Here is a 16,981-nt window from a genome sequence, read left to right as displayed (position 1 = left end):
TGTCAAACATATCGCAAAATGCGTGGACCGCACGATGGCGAATATCGCTGTTATCCATCAGCAGCTCGTGCTTGCCATCGTCGACGAGCTCAAGCTGGCCCCCGCGCCAGTTTTCCATGCGTTCGTGAATACGCGGAACATCAACAATCTGCTCGTCCGTGCCCAGAAATGTCACGCAGGGTAGATCGGGCGAGGGAAGGCGGGACAGGTCGCGGCATTCCCGCAGCGCCTCGTAGAGCCAGCGCAGGCTTGGGCCGCCCAGCCCGAGGGCAGGCTGCGCCCGGGTTTGATCAATCAGGAACTGATAGCTGTCGCGATCATTCGTTAGCTTGTTGGTCTCAAAAGGTTCGACCAGGACATAGCTTTCCGATGAGGTGCCGGGCGCAAAAATATGCCCCATGCCAAGTCGACGGCCGCTCCACGAAAGCGACCAGGCGACCGGGCGCAAAGCCTCAGACATCTGGATACCCCACATCGGCGCCGAGAAGGCACAGGAATTGACAGGCAGGCCGTCCATTACCGCCCTGAGGCCGATGCACCCACCCATCGAATGCGCCAGCAGGTGCCAAGGTTTCGGCAGATCAAGTTCTTTCGCGGCGGCAACCATCGCGGCCACGTCGCGCTGGTAGTCGTTGAAATGGATGACATGGCCCGCCATCGCATCGCTGACCAGACGATCCGCCAATCCCTGGCCCCGCCAGTCGATTGCAAAGGTTGCATAGCCACGCTCAGCCAGGTCAGACGCTGTCCGGCCATATTTTTCGACATATTCAGTGCGGCCCGGGAACAGAAGTACCGTGCCTTTTTGTGCGTCTCTCGCCCAGGCCGACACGCGAATGCGCACCCCGTCATCGGTTTTCAGCCACCAGGCCTCGCCGCCGTCTGGTCCGTCGGCGATCTCCGAAAACAGGGGTGCGTTTTCCATCAACTCAGTACACCGCCCAGTTGCATGGCCATCCCCATGTCACCGTCAACGCTAAGTTTGCCCGACATGAAGGCAGCAGTGGGGTCAAGATCACCATCGAGGATAGATTGAAAAGTTTCGGTGTCGGCAGAAAGAGTTACCTCTGCCTCGTCATCGCCCGCACGGGCGCCATCGCCGTCCACCATGATGGCACCTTCGCCTTCGATCACGAACTTGGCTGTGCCTGAAAATCCGTCACCGCCCATTTTGTCGTTCAGGGCCGCCACTGCGGATGTGATTACGTCGCTCATTTGCGCTTCCTCCAATTTTGACACGCCGGGGGTTTGATTTCCGGCTGCGCACGCTAAACTCTACGCTGTTATGAGCGCACTGAATCACTTCCTCAAGAATATCCTTACGGCACTTCTGGCAACAGTCTGGTTTTCCATACCTTGTTTTGCTGTGGAACAGGCCCGTCTCGAGCGGCTCTATTCGGAATTGCAAGAGGCCGAGGCCGAGCAGGCGGTCAAAATCGGCAATGAAATCGTGCTGGAACTGTCGAAATCGGGCTCGTCTGCGATGGACCTGCTTCTGAAACGGGGTCGCGATGCGCTTGAAGCGGGCGAAAACCGTACCGCGATTGAGCATCTGACGGCTCTGACCGATCATGCGCCGGACTTCGCCGAAGGCTGGCATTTACGCGCCGTCGCCTTTACGCGGGCCGGGCTTTACGGACCTGCGATTGACGATCTGGAGCGCGCGCTGGCGCTTAGGCCGCGTCATTTCGAGGCGATTTATGGGCTGGGTGTCGTTCTCGAAGAGCTGGACCGCCCGAATATGGCCTATGAAGCGTATGAGAGAGCAGCAGAAATCCACCCGCATTACAGGGATTTAGCCGAAGTTCTGGAACGACTGGGTGAATCGCTGGACGGTGAGGACCTCTAATACCGACAGGAGCAGGCCGATGGCCGAACAGTCACGGGTCCTGGCGGTGCTGGGGCCCACGAATACGGGCAAGACCCATTACGCGATCGAACGGATGTTGGGTTATCGGACCGGCGTGATCGGGTTACCGCTGCGCCTTTTGGCGCGCGAGGTCTATGACAAGATCGTTGCCATTCGCGGCCCGTCGGTGGTGGCGCTGGTCACCGGCGAAGAGCGGATCGTGCCCAAACGCACGAAATACTGGGTCTGCACGGTCGAGGCGATGCCCGAGGGGATGGGTACGGATTTCGTGGCCGTTGATGAAATCCAGCTTTGTGCCGACCCCGAGCGGGGGCATGTCTTCACCGACCGGCTGCTGAAGATGCGCGGGCTGCGCGAGACGCAGTTTCTGGGCGCGCAGACCATGCGCAAGACCATAGCGGCGCTGGTCCCAAAGGTCGAGTTTCTGAGTCGTGAGCGGATGTCACAGCTTACCTATTCGGGGTCGAATAAAATCAGCAAGATGCCTGCGCGCAGTGCAATCGTCGGGTTTTCGGTCGATAACGTTTATGCCATCGCCGAGCTTCTGCGTCGTCAGAAGGGGGGCGCTGCGGTGGTGATGGGCGCGCTCAGCCCGCGCACACGCAACGCCCAGGTGGATCTCTATCAGAATGGCGATGTGGATTATCTGGTGGCCACCGATGCCATCGGCATGGGCTTGAACCTGGATATCAATCACGTAGCTTTCTCGTCGCTGACCAAGTTCGACGGTCGAAGGATGCGCGCTTTGGCATCTAACGAACTGGCTCAGATTGCGGGCCGGGCCGGGCGCGGGATGAGTCACGGTACCTTTGGTGTCACGGGGGAGGCGCCAGACCTGCCGGATGAAGTAGCGCGTGCGATCATGGACCATCAGTTCACCCCCATTCGCAAGCTGGAATGGCGCAATTCAGACCTCAGATTTGGCTCGGTCGAGGCGCTGATTGCCTCGCTTGAGGCGCGGCCCGAGGACGAATTGCTGGCGCGTGGACGCGAAGCTGATGACCTGAATGCTTTGAAAACACTGGCGGAACAGGCGGAAATCCGCGTGCGAACCAGTGACGGCCCGTCGGTCAGGCTGCTTTGGGATGTCTGCCGTATTCCGGATTTCAGGGGAATCAGCCGGGCGGAACATGCGGGTCTTCTAAGCGTTATCTATGGTGATTTGCACGAAAAGGGCAGGATTTCAGATGATTGGCTGGCACGGCAAGTGCGCCGCATTGATCGTACAGATGGTGATATTGACACATTGTCGACACGGTTGGCCTTTATCCGCACCTGGACTTACGTCGCGCAACGAAAAGGGTGGGTTGACGACGAAAACCATTGGCGCGATGCAACGCGCAAGGTAGAAGACCGCTTGTCGGACGCGCTGCACGAGCGTTTGACCCAAAGATTTGTGGACCGGCGCACATCCGTGCTACTGCGCCGGCTCAAACAGAAGGAGGCCATGGTGGCCGAAGTAAACGAGAGTGGTGACGTCACGGTCGAGGGCGAATTCGTCGGTCGGCTGGAAGGGTTCCGGTTCATTCAGGACAAGGGTGCAGCAGGACAGGAAGCCAAGACGCTTGCCCAGGCCAGCCTGCAGGCGCTGGCGCCGCATTTCCACCTGAAGGCAGACCGGTTCTATAACGCGCCCGATACCGAGATTGATTTTACCGAGCAGGGCGGGTTGGTCTGGGGCAAGGATGCCGTTGGCAAGCTGGTTGCCGGTGCTGATCCGCTCAAACCGCAGGCGGTTGCCTTTGTCGATGATGAGGCGGGCGCAGACGTTGCGCAAAAAGTGCAGCGCCGGTTACAGCATTTTATCGACCGCAAGGTCACGACTTTGTTTGAACCGCTCTTGAATATCCAACGGGACGAAACCCTGGGTGGGCTTGCCCGCGGCTTTGGCTTTCGCGTGGTCGAAAACTTCGGAATCATTCCGCGCGGCGAGGTTGCCGACGAGGTCAAAGCGCTGGATCAGGACGCCCGTGGTGCCCTGCGTAAGCACGGTATCCGCTTTGGTCAGTTCACCATCTTCATGCCGCTCTTGCTGAAGCCTGCGCCGACGCGGTTAAGGCTGGTTTTGTGGTCCCTTTCCAACGGGTTGGAGGAGTTTCCTGAAGCACCGCCGCCGGGGTTGGTGACCGTGCCCGCGTCGGATGCGTCGGCGCAGAGCGCGCATACAATGTCGGGCTATCGCGCCGCTGGCGAACGGGCAATCCGGATCGATATGCTGGAGCGGCTTGCGGACATGCTCAGGGTCGAAGACAGCCGGGGCGGGTTCGAGGCCAAGGCCGACATGCTGTCGATCACCGGTATGACACTTGAGCAATTCGCCGATCTGATGCAGGGCCTCGGGTATCGGGCCGAGCGCGCAGAGCGGGCCAAGGTCAAAGCCGTTGAACCGGCGGCCGCTGATGCTGTTGAAAAACCCATCGACGCAGCCGCGTCACCTGAGGCAGCAAGCGACAGCGCGATTGAGAAGACCGTGACTGCTGATGCTGAGGTATCACAGGAAGATCAGGTGGCAGCAGTTGATGCCCCGACTGACGCTCCGGCGACAGCAGAGGATGCATCCCCGGAGGAACGCGCCGCATCAGTTGCGATTGCCGAGCCGGAGGTTGAGGTCTACTACACCTTTAGCTGGGCGCCGAAACCGCGCAGCAATCGTCCGCAGCAGGGCGGCAAGCCGCGCGGGCAGGGTAAACCCGGGGGTAAGCCGGGCAAAGGTAAGCCACGCGGCGGACAGGGACGCCCGCAGGACAAGGGCGCGAAAACCTATTCCTCGAAGCCGCAGAAAAAGGACCGAATTGATCCGGACAATCCTTTTGCCGCCGCCCTGATGGGCTTGAAGGACAAGACCTGAGAGGATCGCGCCTCGCGTGAGTGCCGCATCGGAAAAAATAAGACTGGACAAATGGTTATGGCAGGCGCGGTTTTTTAAGACCCGCAGCCTGGCCGCCAAAGTGGCAAGCGCGGGCCATGTTCGTGTGAATGGCGAACGTGTCGGTAAATCCGCACATCAGGTACTGGTCGGCGACGTCCTGACCTTTCCACAGGCGCGGGTGATCCGCGTGGTGCGTATCGCGGGGCTTGGCGTCCGGCGAGGTCCCGCATCCGAGGCAAAAACCCTGTACGAAGATCTGACGCCGCCCACTGAAAACGAGTCGTCGCAGGAAATTCTTCCACCTGCGCCTAAATTCGAGGGAAAAGGACGGCCAACCAAGCGTGATCGCCGCAAACTCGATCTGAATAAGCGGGATACGCTTGATTGATCCCTGCCGCTGGATTAGGTGAGGCGCAGCGCAAGTGTGATAAAGACATGAGACCAAGATGACCTATATCGTCAACGATGCCTGCATTGCCTGCAAATACACCGACTGTGTCGAGGTGTGCCCGGTGGATTGCTTTTACGAGGGCGAGAACATGCTCGTCATCCATCCGGATGAGTGCATCGATTGCGGTGTTTGCGAACCGGAATGCCCTGCGGACGCGATCCGACCGGACACCGAGCCGGATATGGAGAAATGGGTCGAGTTCAACCGCAAATACTCGGAAATGTGGCCGGTCATTATCACCAAGAAAGATCCGCTGCCTGAGGCAGAAGAGCGCGACGGCGAAGAAGGTAAGCTTGAGAAGTACTTCTCGGAAGCACCGGGCGAGGGCGGCTGAGCCCGATTGATACGATTCGTTTAGCTGTGTCCGAAATGTTTCATTTTGGCGTAAATGACGCGCCGTAAAGGCTTATTTGACGCGCCACGCAGCAAATGCGCCGCCGCCGGACTTTCGCAAGCGGCGTTTTTATGGTATGGTTGTTACGTAAATGTAGATAACTGCCAGATATCCATCCACCCGCGCCACTGTTCGGGGATGGATTTCTTTGCGCCGTATCAAACGGATTAATGGCTGGATGCCTGACGCCGCGATACGGTGATTGAACTGGCGCCACCCGCACGAGGAAGATCTGAATGAGCAAGTCCAAGAAGTTCGAGTTTCGGCCTGATGAGTATGTTGTATACCCCGCACATGGGGTCGGCCAGATCGTTTCGATCGAAGAGCAGGAAATTGCCGGCATCACGCTGGAGCTTTTTGTTATTTCCTTCGAGAAAGACAAGATGACCTTGCGTGTACCCACCAACAAGGCAACCGAGATCGGCATGCGCAGCTTGTCAAGCCCGGATGTCGTATCAAAGGCGATGACGACGTTGAAGGGCAAGGCCAAGGTTAAGCGCGCCATGTGGTCGCGCCGGGCACAGGAATACGAACAAAAGATCAACTCCGGTGATCTGATCGCCATTGCCGAGGTTGTTCGCGACCTGCACCGCACCGATGATCAGCGCGAGCAGAGCTATTCCGAGCGTCAGCTTTATGAGGCCGCGCTGGAGCGTTTGACTCGCGAAGTGGCTGCCGTCAGCGGCGGCGACGAAGTGTTAGCAACCAAGCAGGTCGATGACGTGCTGGTGTCGCGCGCCGCGTAACCCTATCTCTTTTGGCAACACCAAGACCGCACCCGAACCGGGTGCGGTTTTTCTTTGGCGTGATACCGTCCTTCCGTGTTGTTCATTGCGCGGAATCAAGGTCGCAGGTCGCCGCGTATCGGTCGTTCGGCCGGGTGCCACTGGTCTCGGTCCTCTTAAAGCGACTGACAAGGCCCTGCTAAACCAACAGGCAAAAAAGGACAGCGACTTCGCTTACCTGTTGCGCCGCGCCCAGCGTGTCGCCCGTCTGCCCCCCGATCTTGTGGCGTGCCAGGCGGGCGATGCCCAGCGTGACGACCGCTGCCCAGATCGCGGCCCAGAATACGCCCCAGCCGGTAAGGACAAAAACGGCAAGAAAGGCAATTCCCCACGCGATCCAGGCGGTGGATTTTGACGTGGCGCCAACACTGTGTGACAAGCCCGTCGTACGGGCATGCGGCAGGTTGGCCATCAGGCTGGGCATGCTGGCGCGAGACAATGTGCAGGCGGCAACAAGCGCGGCGGTGGCAGTTCCGGCACCTATGTCAAAGAGATGCCACAGCGCCAGCCAGCGGGCCGCAGTGACAATGATAAGGCTGAGAACGCCGTAGGTGCCGATATGGCTGTCCTTCATGATCTCCAAGCGCGCCTCGCGGGTCCAGCCGCCCCAGAATCCATCGGCGGTGTCCGCCAGACCATCCTCATGCATTGCGCCGGTCAGCAGGATCATGGTCGCAAGGCTTAGCAGGGCCACTGCTGCGGATGGAAGCCCGACCCAAAGGCCGATCACGCCGATGAGCGCCGCCAGCACACCGATGATCAGCCCGACGATGGGATAAGCCCAGGCTGTGGCGGCCCCCCTTGTATTCTCACCCACGGGGAGGGGCAGGCGCGTCAGCAGGGCCGCTGCATGCGCAATATCCGCAAACTGCATCTTCCTGGTGTCGTTTTCTACCATTGCGCGCGCCTTTTCAGCCCTTGTCTACCGCCGCGCCTGCGATACACAGGCATCACCCAACATGCAATGAGCCAGCCTATGTGCCAAGATTTCTCGACCCTCGCCGATTTCGCGCATATCTTGCACCGATTGCCTGGCCCGGATGAGGTGGCAACTCATGCGGCGGCCGAACGCAATGCGCAACTGACCAAACCACCGGCAGCCCTGGGGCGGCTTGAGGGGCTGGCGCAATGGTATTGCGGTTGGCGCGGCGACCCCCGGGCACAGATCAACCAGCCGCAGGTGGTGATTTTTGCTGGAAACCACGGTGTGACCGCACAGGGAGTTTCGGCCTTCCCGCCCGAAGTGACGGCGCAGATGGTTGAAAATTTTCGCCAAGGCGGTGCCGCGATTAACCAGTTGGCAAACGCCTTTGGCGCGCGTCTGGATGTGCATGCCCTGTTGCTGGACACGCCCACCACCGATTTCACTCAAGGCCCGGCGATGGATGAGGCTGCGCTTGTCAGCGCCTTGCGCACCGGGTGGGACGCGGTCGACCCGGAGTGCGACCTGCTGGTGGCCGGTGAGATGGGGATTGGTAACACGACTAGCGCCGCCGCTATTGCACTGGCGCTCTTTGGCGGTAATGCCAGCGATTGGACCGGGGCCGGGACGGGGGTTGATGAGGCGGGCATTGCGCTGAAATCACGGGTCGTCGAAAAGAGCGTTGCGCTCCATGCCGCCGCGAAAGGCAACGGTTTGGAAGCGTTGCGCTGTCTGGGCGGGCGCGAACTGGCCGCGATGGCGGGAGCGATCACGCGGGCACGCGTGCTGCGTATCCCCGTCATCCTTGACGGATTCATCTGCAGCGCGGCGGCAGCGTGTTTGCAAACGGTCAGCCCGGACGCGTTGGAACATACGGTAGCGGGGCACCGAAGTGCCGAGACCGCCCACAGGGCATTGCTGGACCGGATGGGAAAGGCGCCGCTGCTGGCACTTGGCATGCGGCTTGGCGAAGGTTCGGGCGCGGCACTGGCCATCGGGGTGCTGAAAGGCGCGATCGCCTGCCACTCGGGCATGGCGACCTTTGCCGAGGCCGGGGTCGCCGGGGCCGATTAATCCGTTTGCTCGGCTTTGCTTTCAGGCGGTGTGTCGGCTTTTTTCTTTACCTTTTGCTCGGCTACAGCTTCTTCCAGCTGCGACAGCAGCATGGTTTCGAGATCCTTCTCGAGCTCCATCGCACGTTCGATATACGCGGTGTTGTCGACCGTGGGGATGTTCGGATTCCAAAGCGCGGCAAGTTCCCGCACCGATTGTCTGTCATGCTGGTAAAAGGCGCGTTCAAGCTGTGATGCCTCGTATTCACTTAAGCCAATGTTTTCCAATACATAACGGCCCGCACGCAGAGAGCTGTCAAACAGTTCGCGGACAATATCATTGGCCCCGGCCTGATAGAGGCGGAACACGTGGGTGCGGTCGCGCGCGCGCGCGACAATGTGCAGGTCCGGGCGTTCCCGTCGTGCAAAGGTGACTAGACGTATTGCTGCGTCGACATCGTCTAGTGCTACCACCAACACCTTGGCCTCTTTCAACCCGGCGGCCAGCAGGAGTTCAGGCCGCGACGGATCGCCGAAGAACCCCTTGACCCCGAACCGGCGCATCCGCTGGATCGCGGCCAGATCATGATCCAGCACCACGGTGTCAAAGCCGCTGGAGCGGACCAGCCGGTTGACGATCTGCCCGAACCGCCCGATCCCGGCGATGATCACCGGGCCTTCGTGGTCGATCTCATCGGGTTCGTGGGCCACGCCGGTTTCCTCCATCCGGTGCGACAGCCAGTCATATAGGATGAAGAGGAGCGGTGTGATCAACATAGTGATGGCAACAACCAGCAGTAAAAGCTCGGTCATTTCGCGCGGGATCACGTTGGTCTGGCTGGAGAATGAGATCAGCACGAAGCCGAATTCACCTGCCTGCGCCAGTGACAGGGTAAAGAGCCAAAGATCGCGCCCACGCAGCTTGAAGAAGCGGCCCAGCATATAAAGCACGGCACCTTTCAGCAGAATGATGGCAAGGGCCAGGCCGAAGACGATCACGAATTCGCTGAACAGTACCTTGAAATTGATCCCCGCGCCGACCGTGATAAAGAAAAGCCCCAGAAGCAGGCCCTTGAACGGCGCGATGTCGCTTTCCAGCTCGTGCCGGAATTCGCTGCTGGCCAGAACCACGCCCGCGAGAAATGCGCCAAGAGCCGGGGACAGGCCTACGAGATTCATCAGGAAGGCGATGCCGACCACGATCAGAAGCGCCAGTGCGGTGTACATCTCGCGCAGGCGTGCGGCGTGGATGAACCTGAAGACCGGTTGCGTCAGGTAGACGCCAGTCAGAATAATCGCGGCGATCACACCGATAGTGAGAAGCGTGACACCCCAGCCAGGCAGGCTCTGGACGAAGGAAAGCGCGGCCTCATGAGTGGCATTCGTAGCTGTGTGCGCCTTTTCCGCGCCATCGGCGCCCTGCTCCAACGCCTCTTCTATCACTTCTCTGGGGGTTCTGGGCAGCGCTAGAAGCGGAAGAAACGCAAGCATCGGGATGACGGCGATATCCTGGGTCAGCAAGACAGAGAAGGCCGATCTGCCACCCCCGGTCTGCATCAGGCCCTTTTCCGATAGGGTCTGCAGCACGATCGCAGTCGACGACAGGGCGAAAATCAGGCCTATCGCCAATGAGATGCTCCAGATCTGCCCCAGCATCATAGCGCCAGCCAGCACCAGAATCGTGGTCAAAACGATCTGTAAACCACCCAGTCCAAGCAATCGGTGGCGCATGTCCCAGAGCGCCTTGGGTTCCAGTTCAAGGCCGATGAGGAAAAGCATCATCACTACGCCGAATTCGGCGAAATGCTGTAGCTCCTCGGTTTCGTGCCCGACAAGGCCGATGACCGGGCCGATCAGAATGCCCGCAGCGAGATACCCCAGGACTGATCCCAGGCCCAATCGTGCGGCCAGCGGAACCGCAATGACCGCGGCGGCCAGATAGATCGACGCCTGGAACAGAAACCCTTCCATTCAGATATCCCTTGATGGCGATCACACCTGAAAGCGCGCGTTTGGTGGTGATCGCGGAGTTTTACCGCCCTGATGCGTGAAATAGTATTTGGTTCTACATCTTTTACAAGATGTAGCGTGGGTTTGTTCACCCTTTCGGCATTTCCAGGACCACGTTGCGCCCGCGTTTGAGATAGCGCAGTTCGTGATCGCCGATGGCCGAGACCTTGCCGCCATCCAGACGGTCGCCGACCTTGACCTTGCGATAGCGGCCGTTTGGCAGACGCACCAGCGCGCGGCGGCTGCTGGGCGCGCCGTAGACGCCGATAAGGTTGATATCACGCATGCGCAGCACGTTGCGCTGCGTGGCCTGCTTCGCGACGCTCGTGGCGGTTGGAATGCGCGGCGCTATCTTCTGCGCAGCGCTGACAGCAACCGTCGTTTGCTGGCTGGCTGTGCTCCGGTTTACGATCGCGTCGAAATTTCTGGGGCGGGTATTGGGTTTAAGCGACGATGCTACCGCCTGAGCCGTAGGGCTGACAAAGGCCAGATCGGTTTCCACGGCTTCGGTGACGGCGCTGTTCACGGCATCAAGATCGATGAATGGCTTCACAGCGGTTTCAGCGGTTTCAGCGGTTTCCTGGGCGCTTTGTGGCCTGAGCCTAGGCCGAAAGGAGGCCAGTTCGTTCAGGGTTCGGCCGCTCAGGTTATTACGTTCGTTCTGTTCGGACAGATCGATGGGTCTGACCTTGGGCTTGAAGGCCGCTAGTCGCAGCACTTCCGCTTCATCGGGTTTGACGACATCTGCCACCAACTCGCGTTTCGGCATCGCCTGCGGTCGTACCGGCGGCTGACCTGCGTAGATGATGATTCCGTCGGGTGACAGAGCACCTTCGGGCGTTGCCACCACCAGTCCCCGTTGATCAAGGGCAAATACCGTGCCTGCCTGCGCGGGTGAGCTGGGAGTCTGCGGGCGCGTATCGGCCAACAGATCATCCACATCGGGCAGGGCGATCGCATCCTGGAATTCTATGCTGCTGTCGATTGATGCCTGGTAAAACTCGTCCAGGTTGCCGGATGCAGGTGCGGGCGGCATCTGCGGTGCGACCAACCAGATTCCGGTTGCTGCGTAACGTGCACGGGCCTCGTCCTCGGTCAGTTGCAGCGGTTTGGGTTGGGTTAGCGCCTCGCGCAGCGTACCCTCCACGTCATCGCCGGTTATGTCCAGACTTGCCGATGTGTCAGGCACGTCGGGCACGTCGGCTATGATGATTTCCGGATCGTCACCGAAGAGTCCGGACAGGCCATCATCCAGGAAAATCGCAGCCCATGTTGCGACCCCGGCCAGAAACAGAAGCAAGACGGCAGTCAGGATAAGTCCCAGATATCTGGGTTTGCCACCAATCGGCTCGGCGCCACGCGCGCCGAAAACGGTCATGCGTTCCTGTTCTTCGAGGGATGGTATGCCGTAGCCTGAACGTGGTGCCGCCGCGACAGCGGTCACGCGTGGCGAGGAAAAACCAGCGTGATCCGGTGGCGCAATCGCTATGGGTTCGGTCGGGGCGGGGGGTATGCGCGCGTGTTCAGCTTCGGGAAGGTCTTCAGTGACCGGTTCGGCAGCGGCAAGTCTTTCTGCCTCGAGATCGGGATCATTGGGCAGGCTATCGGCGACCACGGCGGCCGAGACCGGGGCCGGGGTGAAGTTACGTGCAACCCCGTCGAGCTTTGGCGCCGTGCTGCTTGCCGTCCCGCGTAGCGCGCGAATGCTGGCAAAGCTTGTGCTGTCCGTGGGCTCCTCGGGCGCATACAACTGGGCTGTTTCAGTTTCGTCCTGCTCGCCTTGTGGTTCGAAAACTGCGGCGGGTTCAGCAAAATCAGCCACTGTATCTGACGTTTCGGGTGACGCGGCTTCGTCGGCACGCCGTGTCGATACGAAAGGTGAGGCTGGGATGTCTTCAGCTTCTTCAGGCTCGGTTTGCGCCAGCTCTGCCAGGGTATCGGACATTTTAGCAGAACCGATGATACGGACCGGCACCGGATCACGCTCGACGGCTGCGCCATCTTCCGCGATCTCGGCGGCATATGCGGTTTCGCCAAAAAATGGCTCGCGGACGAAGTCGCCCCCTTCCGGAATGGCGACAAAACTGATCGGGTTGAAGGAATGCTCCTTGGCAAAGGCCTCTGCCTCACGCAGGGTTTCGCGGGCCACGGCGGCAACCGAGACCATATCGTCCCGTTCTTCCCAGTCATAGGCGAGGTCTGACAGCGCATAAGGTGTGGCGCCGTCCAGATTTTTTTTGACAAGCGCCGAAATATCGTCTGATGCATCACTTGCTTGTGCAAACTGAATGTATCGGACCTGATCGTTGGGAATGACCAGCTTGCTGCGTAACCCCGACGGATCAAGAGCGACGGCCTTGTCGCGCAAGGCCTTGAGGCCCTGGAGAAGATCCGGGTTGTCGAGGGAAATTTCACCAACAAGATGCCATCCGGGGAACGCCCGGTGTAGAAGGCCGATCCCTTCGAAGGACAGGGTTAAGGCGAAATTCGGTTTCATCGTCAGTGCTCTAACACCTAGGCAGGATCTGCGGGAGATCAACTCGTGCTGTCGAGAAGTTACAGCACTTCCCCGCCGAGGCAAAGAAAAAGCCCCGCTGCATCGAAAGGGTCAGTGCAGCGGGGCAGGTTATTGGCGGTGTAAGGTCAGGCCGAAGCTTTGGTAAGCGCCTGATCCAGATCGGCGATGATGTCGTCCAGGTCTTCGGTGCCGATTGAAATCCGCACGACATTCGGGCTGGCGCCCGCGGCCTCTTGCTGTTCCGGCGTCAGTTGCCGGTGGGTGGTGCTGGCCGAATGGATGATCAGCGAACGGGTGTCGCCCAGATTGGCCACATGGCTGAAAAGTTCGAGGTTATCGACCAGCTTGACGCAACCGTCATAGCCCGACTTGAGCGCTACGGTGAAAAGGCCGCTGGCACCTTTGGGGCAGAATTTCTTGACGCGCGCATGGTAGGGCGAGGATTTCAGGCCGGCATAGGTGACCGCCTCGATCCGGTCGTCCTTTTCCAGCCATTCGGCGACGGACTGCGCGTTCTCGCAATGGCGTTGCATGCGCAAGCTCAGTGTTTCGATGCCCATCAGCGTATAATGCGCCGCCTGTGGATTCAGGGTCATGCCCAGATCGCGCAGCCCGATGGCAATGCCATGAAAAGTAAAGGCCAGCGGGCCGAAGGTTTCGTGGAATTTCAGGCCGTGATAGGCGGGTTCGGGTTCGCTGAGCGAGGGGAATTTATCGCTGGCGGACCAGTCGAACTTGCCTGAATCCACCACTACGCCACCGGTGACCGAGCCGTTGCCGGTCAGGTATTTGGTCATCGAATGCACCACCAGCGTGGCGCCATGTTCGATCGGACGGCAGAGATAGGGCGACGCCGTGGTATTATCCACAATCAGCGGCAGGCCAGCGGAATCTGCGACCTTGGCCACCGCAGCGATATCAGCGATGTGACCGCCCGGGTTGGCGATGGATTCGCAGAACACCGCGCGGGTGTTGTCGTCAATCGCGGCCGCAATCGCATCCATGTCGTCGATATCGACAAATTTCGCCTCCCACCCGAAACGTTTGATCGTCTGGCTGAACTGCGTGACCGATCCGCCGTAGAGCCGGGTCGAGACCACAACGTTCTTGCCGGGCCCCATCAGCGGGAAGAGCGCCATGATCTGTGCCGCGTGCCCCGAGGAGCAACACACCGCCCCAACGCCCCCTTCCAGCGTCGCTATCCGTTCCTGCAGCACTGCGACCGTGGGGTTGGTCAGCCGAGAGTAGATGTAGCCGACTTCCTGAAGGTTAAATAAAGCGGCGGCGTGTTCGGCGTCACGGAACACATAGGCCGTGGTCTGGTAAATCGGCGTCTGCCGCGCGCCGGTCGCCGGGTCGGGCCGGGCGCCTGCGTGAATTTGCAGCGTGTCAAAGCCAAATTCGTGAACGCGATCGGACATGGTATTTCCTCCCTGAAATGCTTTGTGAAAGGGTTAGGGGAAAGCGGTTAACAGGACAACCGCTGTTTTGTTGCATTGGTTTCAGCGCATCCAGAAGCCGTTGCGCTTGATTGTGTTGCGGATGGCCTGCTCTCGGCGGGGCAGGTTTTTGCGGTCAAAGAGATCGCGCACCTTGTGGCCACGTCCCTGATAGATCATCCGCTTCATGGGGTCGTATTTCTTGAGCACTTTCTTGACCCAATTGGGCGCGGTCACCTCTTCCAGCACCTCGATCACCCGGTCGGACTCGCGGGCATAAAGCAAGGGCAGAATGCGGTAGTGGCAGGTGATCTCTCCGTCCAGAAGCCCCGGGGGCAGGCTGTGTTTGCCGCCGCCGAGCGCGTGGATGACCAGTGGCAGGGCCACCTGATCCAGCCACGGGTCGAGCTCCTGCACGATCAGTTCGGGGGGCGGGTTGTCGCGGATGGCAAGAGCGTATTCAAGGAACTTTTTGCCGAAGAGATGCGGGCATTTGTAGAAGAAGAAACCGGCATTGAAATAGAGGTAGCGCTGCCAGTACTCATCAGGAAAATCCGGGTCGAGCGAGCTTGCGAAATCGAGTCCGAACTTGTCGTAGAGTGATTTCCAGATTTGCGTGTAGCCAGGGCCGTAAAGCTCGAGCTTGGGCCAGGTGCCTTCGCGTCTGAGCGAGGCAGTAGGACGGTCAAAATCGAACGGCACCTGGGTGATGTCGCCGGTAAAGAGCGTGTCGGTGTCGAAGAAGACAAACGGTTCGCCTTCGGGCAGGGCAAACAGCGCCTCGATCTTGTTGCCATAGGGGTAGGATTGGCCGAAATGCCTGTTCTCGAACGGAACGATCTCGATCTCGAGGCGATCCATCAACTCGCGCGTATCGTCGCCGCGGATGCGTGGATCGTTTTGCCACTGCCTGCCGGGCTGTGGCTCGGCCACGATCAGGCGGCCTTTGAAATCAGGGCTGGTGGCGCGCAGGGAGGCGGCAAAGATGATCGCCTCGTATTGCAACCTGCCACCCTGACCGACAACCATGATGTTGTAGGAGTTTGTCATTCCTGCCTGCCGGGCCTTGTCTTTTTGCTACTGCTTTACTGCCTGCCGCCACTATACGGATTTATCAGCGTCAAAGAAGAGGGCAGTTTCAGGCGCCGGTCACGGGGCCTTTATCCGTGATCATGATCTTTGAAAGCGTCGTGTCCGGGTATCGCATGCGATGACGGAGCAGTGCCTGGGTCATCTTCAGCAGGTCGCCAGCGTAACCCGGGTCGTTCGCGACGTTGCGCACCTCGCCAGCGCCTTTGTGATCAAAAAGAAGCGGGGGGAGGTCGCCGCTGAATTGTACGAGCGTCAGGCGATCGGTTCTGAGGATGGCAAGGTTCGCCTCGGCCTCAGTGAGCCCCAGTTCGGTCTGCCAGAGTGTCGGCGTGACCGGATCGCCGAAGGCCAGTTCGGAATAGCTTTCTGTCCGCCAGGTCTCCGGTGTGCGCCCATCGAGGAACGGCATGAGTGAGATGCCGTTGACCGAACCCGGCACTGGCGCATCGATCCAGTCGAGGATTGTTGGCATCACATCCACCGATTCCGTAGGCGCACTGATCGCATTGCCATGAGCGGAGGGGCGCAACGGATCACGAATGATGAGCGGCACGTGGTAGGCTGCGTCATAGGCCGTCATCTTGCCCCAGCAATTGCAATCGCCCAGCATTTCGCCGTGATCGGCGCCGACGATGAGCAGGGTATCGTCATATTGCCCGGTCTCTTTCAGAAAGCCGATCACGCGGCCGATGTGATGATCGACTTCCGAGGCCAGCCCAAAATAGATGGCGCGGAGGGACTGGGCGATCTTGTCGCTAGCGTCGAGATTGTCGAAGCCCTGAACGATATCGCTCGGCGCCACGCGCCTCCGGCAAATATCATGAAAGGGGTGGGGGGTGTCATTACCTATCTGACGGGGCAGCGGCAGGGCCGCTGGATCATACATCGTATTGTAGGGCGCGGGCGCGACCAGCGGCGGATGTGGGCGGATATAGGTCAGATGCGCAAACCAGTTTTGCCGCTGCAGTCCGCGCAGATGATCCAGGCAGCGATCGGTCAGAAAGGCGGTGTCGCTATCCTCGGCCCGGTAGAAGGCCGGATCGGTCAGGTGGCGGGGCTGGCCGGGCGCGGCCTGTGGTTCGTAAAAGCGCGAGAAATCGGGCAGGTCATACCCTTTGGCGGCCAGATCAGAACGCCAGGGAAAAGACTGTTCGAACCGCATTTCCACGGCCTCTTCAAACCCTGGCAGCACCTGTTCATAACTGCGCATCTCGGGCGCATTCGGGGCGTGAACACGAGGGTCAAGCGCAGTATCGGTATAGCCGAAGAGCAGCGGTTCGTATCCCGCCTTGCGGATCTCGGTTGCGAGGTTGGGCGTGTCGTGTCGCAGCGGGGCGCCATTGCGCACCGAGCGGTGGTTCATCGCGTATTGCCCTGTCAGGATGGACGCGCGCGATGGACCGCAGGGGTTGACGACGGAATAGTGGCGCTGAAACGTTACCGCGTCGGCCATCAGCGCCCGTAAATTTGGTAGTTTGACGTGATCGGCCAGTGCGCCATGTAGCAGATCGGCGCGCAACTGGTCGATCAGGATGAACAGCACGTTTCTGGGTCGCGCCATATCCGGTATCCTTTTGGA

General features: G+C 59.7%; 13 protein-coding genes and 1 pseudogene. 6 read left to right on the top strand and 8 right to left on the bottom strand.

All coding sequences use genetic code 11. The features are described 5' to 3' along the window. Positions 1 to 61 precede the first annotated feature (61 nt). Together LC334_RS00415 and LC334_RS00410 are read right to left on the bottom strand one after the other, a co-directional pair. Positions 62 to 925 (bottom strand): annotated as a pseudogene (locus tag LC334_RS00415) (alpha/beta hydrolase); the annotation flags it as partial. Continuing rightward, a complete protein-coding gene (locus LC334_RS00410) occupies positions 925 to 1,215 on the bottom strand; it encodes an SCP2 sterol-binding domain-containing protein (protein ID WP_085798270.1) in 291 nt (96 codons plus the stop codon). The pseudogene LC334_RS00415 and the gene LC334_RS00410, both read right to left, overlap by 1 nt. Before the next feature lie 70 nt (positions 1,216 to 1,285). Between LC334_RS00410 and LC334_RS00405 the strand changes: the two genes are divergently transcribed. The 5 genes from LC334_RS00405 (at position 1,286) to LC334_RS00385 (ending at position 6,330) form a co-directional block, all read left to right on the top strand. Beyond that, positions 1,286 to 1,849, top strand: coding sequence for a tetratricopeptide repeat protein (locus tag LC334_RS00405; protein ID WP_085798269.1), 564 nt, complete (start codon positions 1,286 to 1,288; stop codon positions 1,847 to 1,849). Positions 1,850 to 1,868: 19 nt separating this feature from the next. After that, a complete protein-coding gene (locus LC334_RS00400; protein ID WP_085798268.1) occupies positions 1,869 to 4,718 on the top strand; it encodes a helicase-related protein in 2,850 nt (949 codons plus the stop codon). 16 nt (positions 4,719 to 4,734) lie between these two features. After that, positions 4,735 to 5,127, top strand: coding sequence for an RNA-binding S4 domain-containing protein (locus tag LC334_RS00395; RefSeq protein ID WP_085798267.1), 393 nt, complete (start codon positions 4,735 to 4,737; stop codon positions 5,125 to 5,127). A 58-nt stretch (positions 5,128 to 5,185) separates the two neighbouring features. Then, positions 5,186 to 5,524, top strand: a complete 339-nt coding sequence (gene fdxA, locus LC334_RS00390) for a ferredoxin FdxA (protein WP_085798266.1) — start codon at positions 5,186 to 5,188, stop codon at positions 5,522 to 5,524. A 296-nt stretch (positions 5,525 to 5,820) separates the two neighbouring features. After that, on the top strand, positions 5,821 to 6,330 hold the full coding sequence (locus LC334_RS00385) for a CarD family transcriptional regulator (RefSeq protein WP_085798265.1): 510 nt from the start codon (positions 5,821 to 5,823) through the stop codon (positions 6,328 to 6,330). A 178-nt stretch (positions 6,331 to 6,508) separates the two neighbouring features. On the opposite strand, the gene cobS is transcribed toward LC334_RS00385, so the two are convergent. Next, positions 6,509 to 7,267 (bottom strand): adenosylcobinamide-GDP ribazoletransferase, encoded by a 759-nt coding sequence (gene cobS, locus LC334_RS00380; protein WP_085798264.1) that lies wholly within the window; start codon positions 7,265 to 7,267, stop codon positions 6,509 to 6,511. 78 nt (positions 7,268 to 7,345) lie between these two features. Between cobS and cobT the strand changes: the two genes are divergently transcribed. Further along, positions 7,346 to 8,365, top strand: a complete 1,020-nt coding sequence (cobT, locus tag LC334_RS00375; protein ID WP_085798263.1) for a nicotinate-nucleotide--dimethylbenzimidazole phosphoribosyltransferase — start codon at positions 7,346 to 7,348, stop codon at positions 8,363 to 8,365. Here cobT and LC334_RS00370 read toward each other — a convergent pair. The 5 genes from LC334_RS00370 to LC334_RS00350 form a co-directional block, all read right to left on the bottom strand. Next, positions 8,362 to 10,314, bottom strand: coding sequence for a monovalent cation:proton antiporter-2 (CPA2) family protein (locus tag LC334_RS00370; RefSeq protein ID WP_085798262.1), 1,953 nt, complete (start codon positions 10,312 to 10,314; stop codon positions 8,362 to 8,364). The genes cobT and LC334_RS00370 overlap by 4 nt on opposite strands. 127 nt (positions 10,315 to 10,441) lie before the next feature. Next, a complete protein-coding gene (locus tag LC334_RS00365) occupies positions 10,442 to 12,850 on the bottom strand; it encodes a hypothetical protein (RefSeq protein ID WP_085798261.1) in 2,409 nt (802 codons plus the stop codon). A gap of 146 nt (positions 12,851 to 12,996) precedes the next feature. Then, entirely contained in the window at positions 12,997 to 14,292 is a 1,296-nt protein-coding gene (locus tag LC334_RS00360; RefSeq protein WP_085798260.1) for an O-acetylhomoserine aminocarboxypropyltransferase/cysteine synthase family protein, read from the bottom strand. Positions 14,293 to 14,373: 81 nt separating this feature from the next. Next, positions 14,374 to 15,360, bottom strand: coding sequence for a hypothetical protein (locus LC334_RS00355; protein ID WP_085798259.1), 987 nt, complete (start codon positions 15,358 to 15,360; stop codon positions 14,374 to 14,376). An 88-nt stretch (positions 15,361 to 15,448) separates the two neighbouring features. Then, complete coding sequence (locus tag LC334_RS00350; protein WP_085798258.1) at positions 15,449 to 16,963, bottom strand: sulfatase-like hydrolase/transferase; 1,515 nt, start codon at positions 16,961 to 16,963, stop codon at positions 15,449 to 15,451. Positions 16,964 to 16,981 lie beyond the last annotated feature (18 nt).

Origin of the sequence: Roseovarius aestuarii (assembly GCF_019966515.1) — a bacterium.
GTDB lineage: Bacteria > Pseudomonadota > Alphaproteobacteria > Rhodobacterales > Rhodobacteraceae > Roseovarius > Roseovarius aestuarii.
This window is presented reverse-complemented; position numbering and strand designations above follow the sequence as displayed.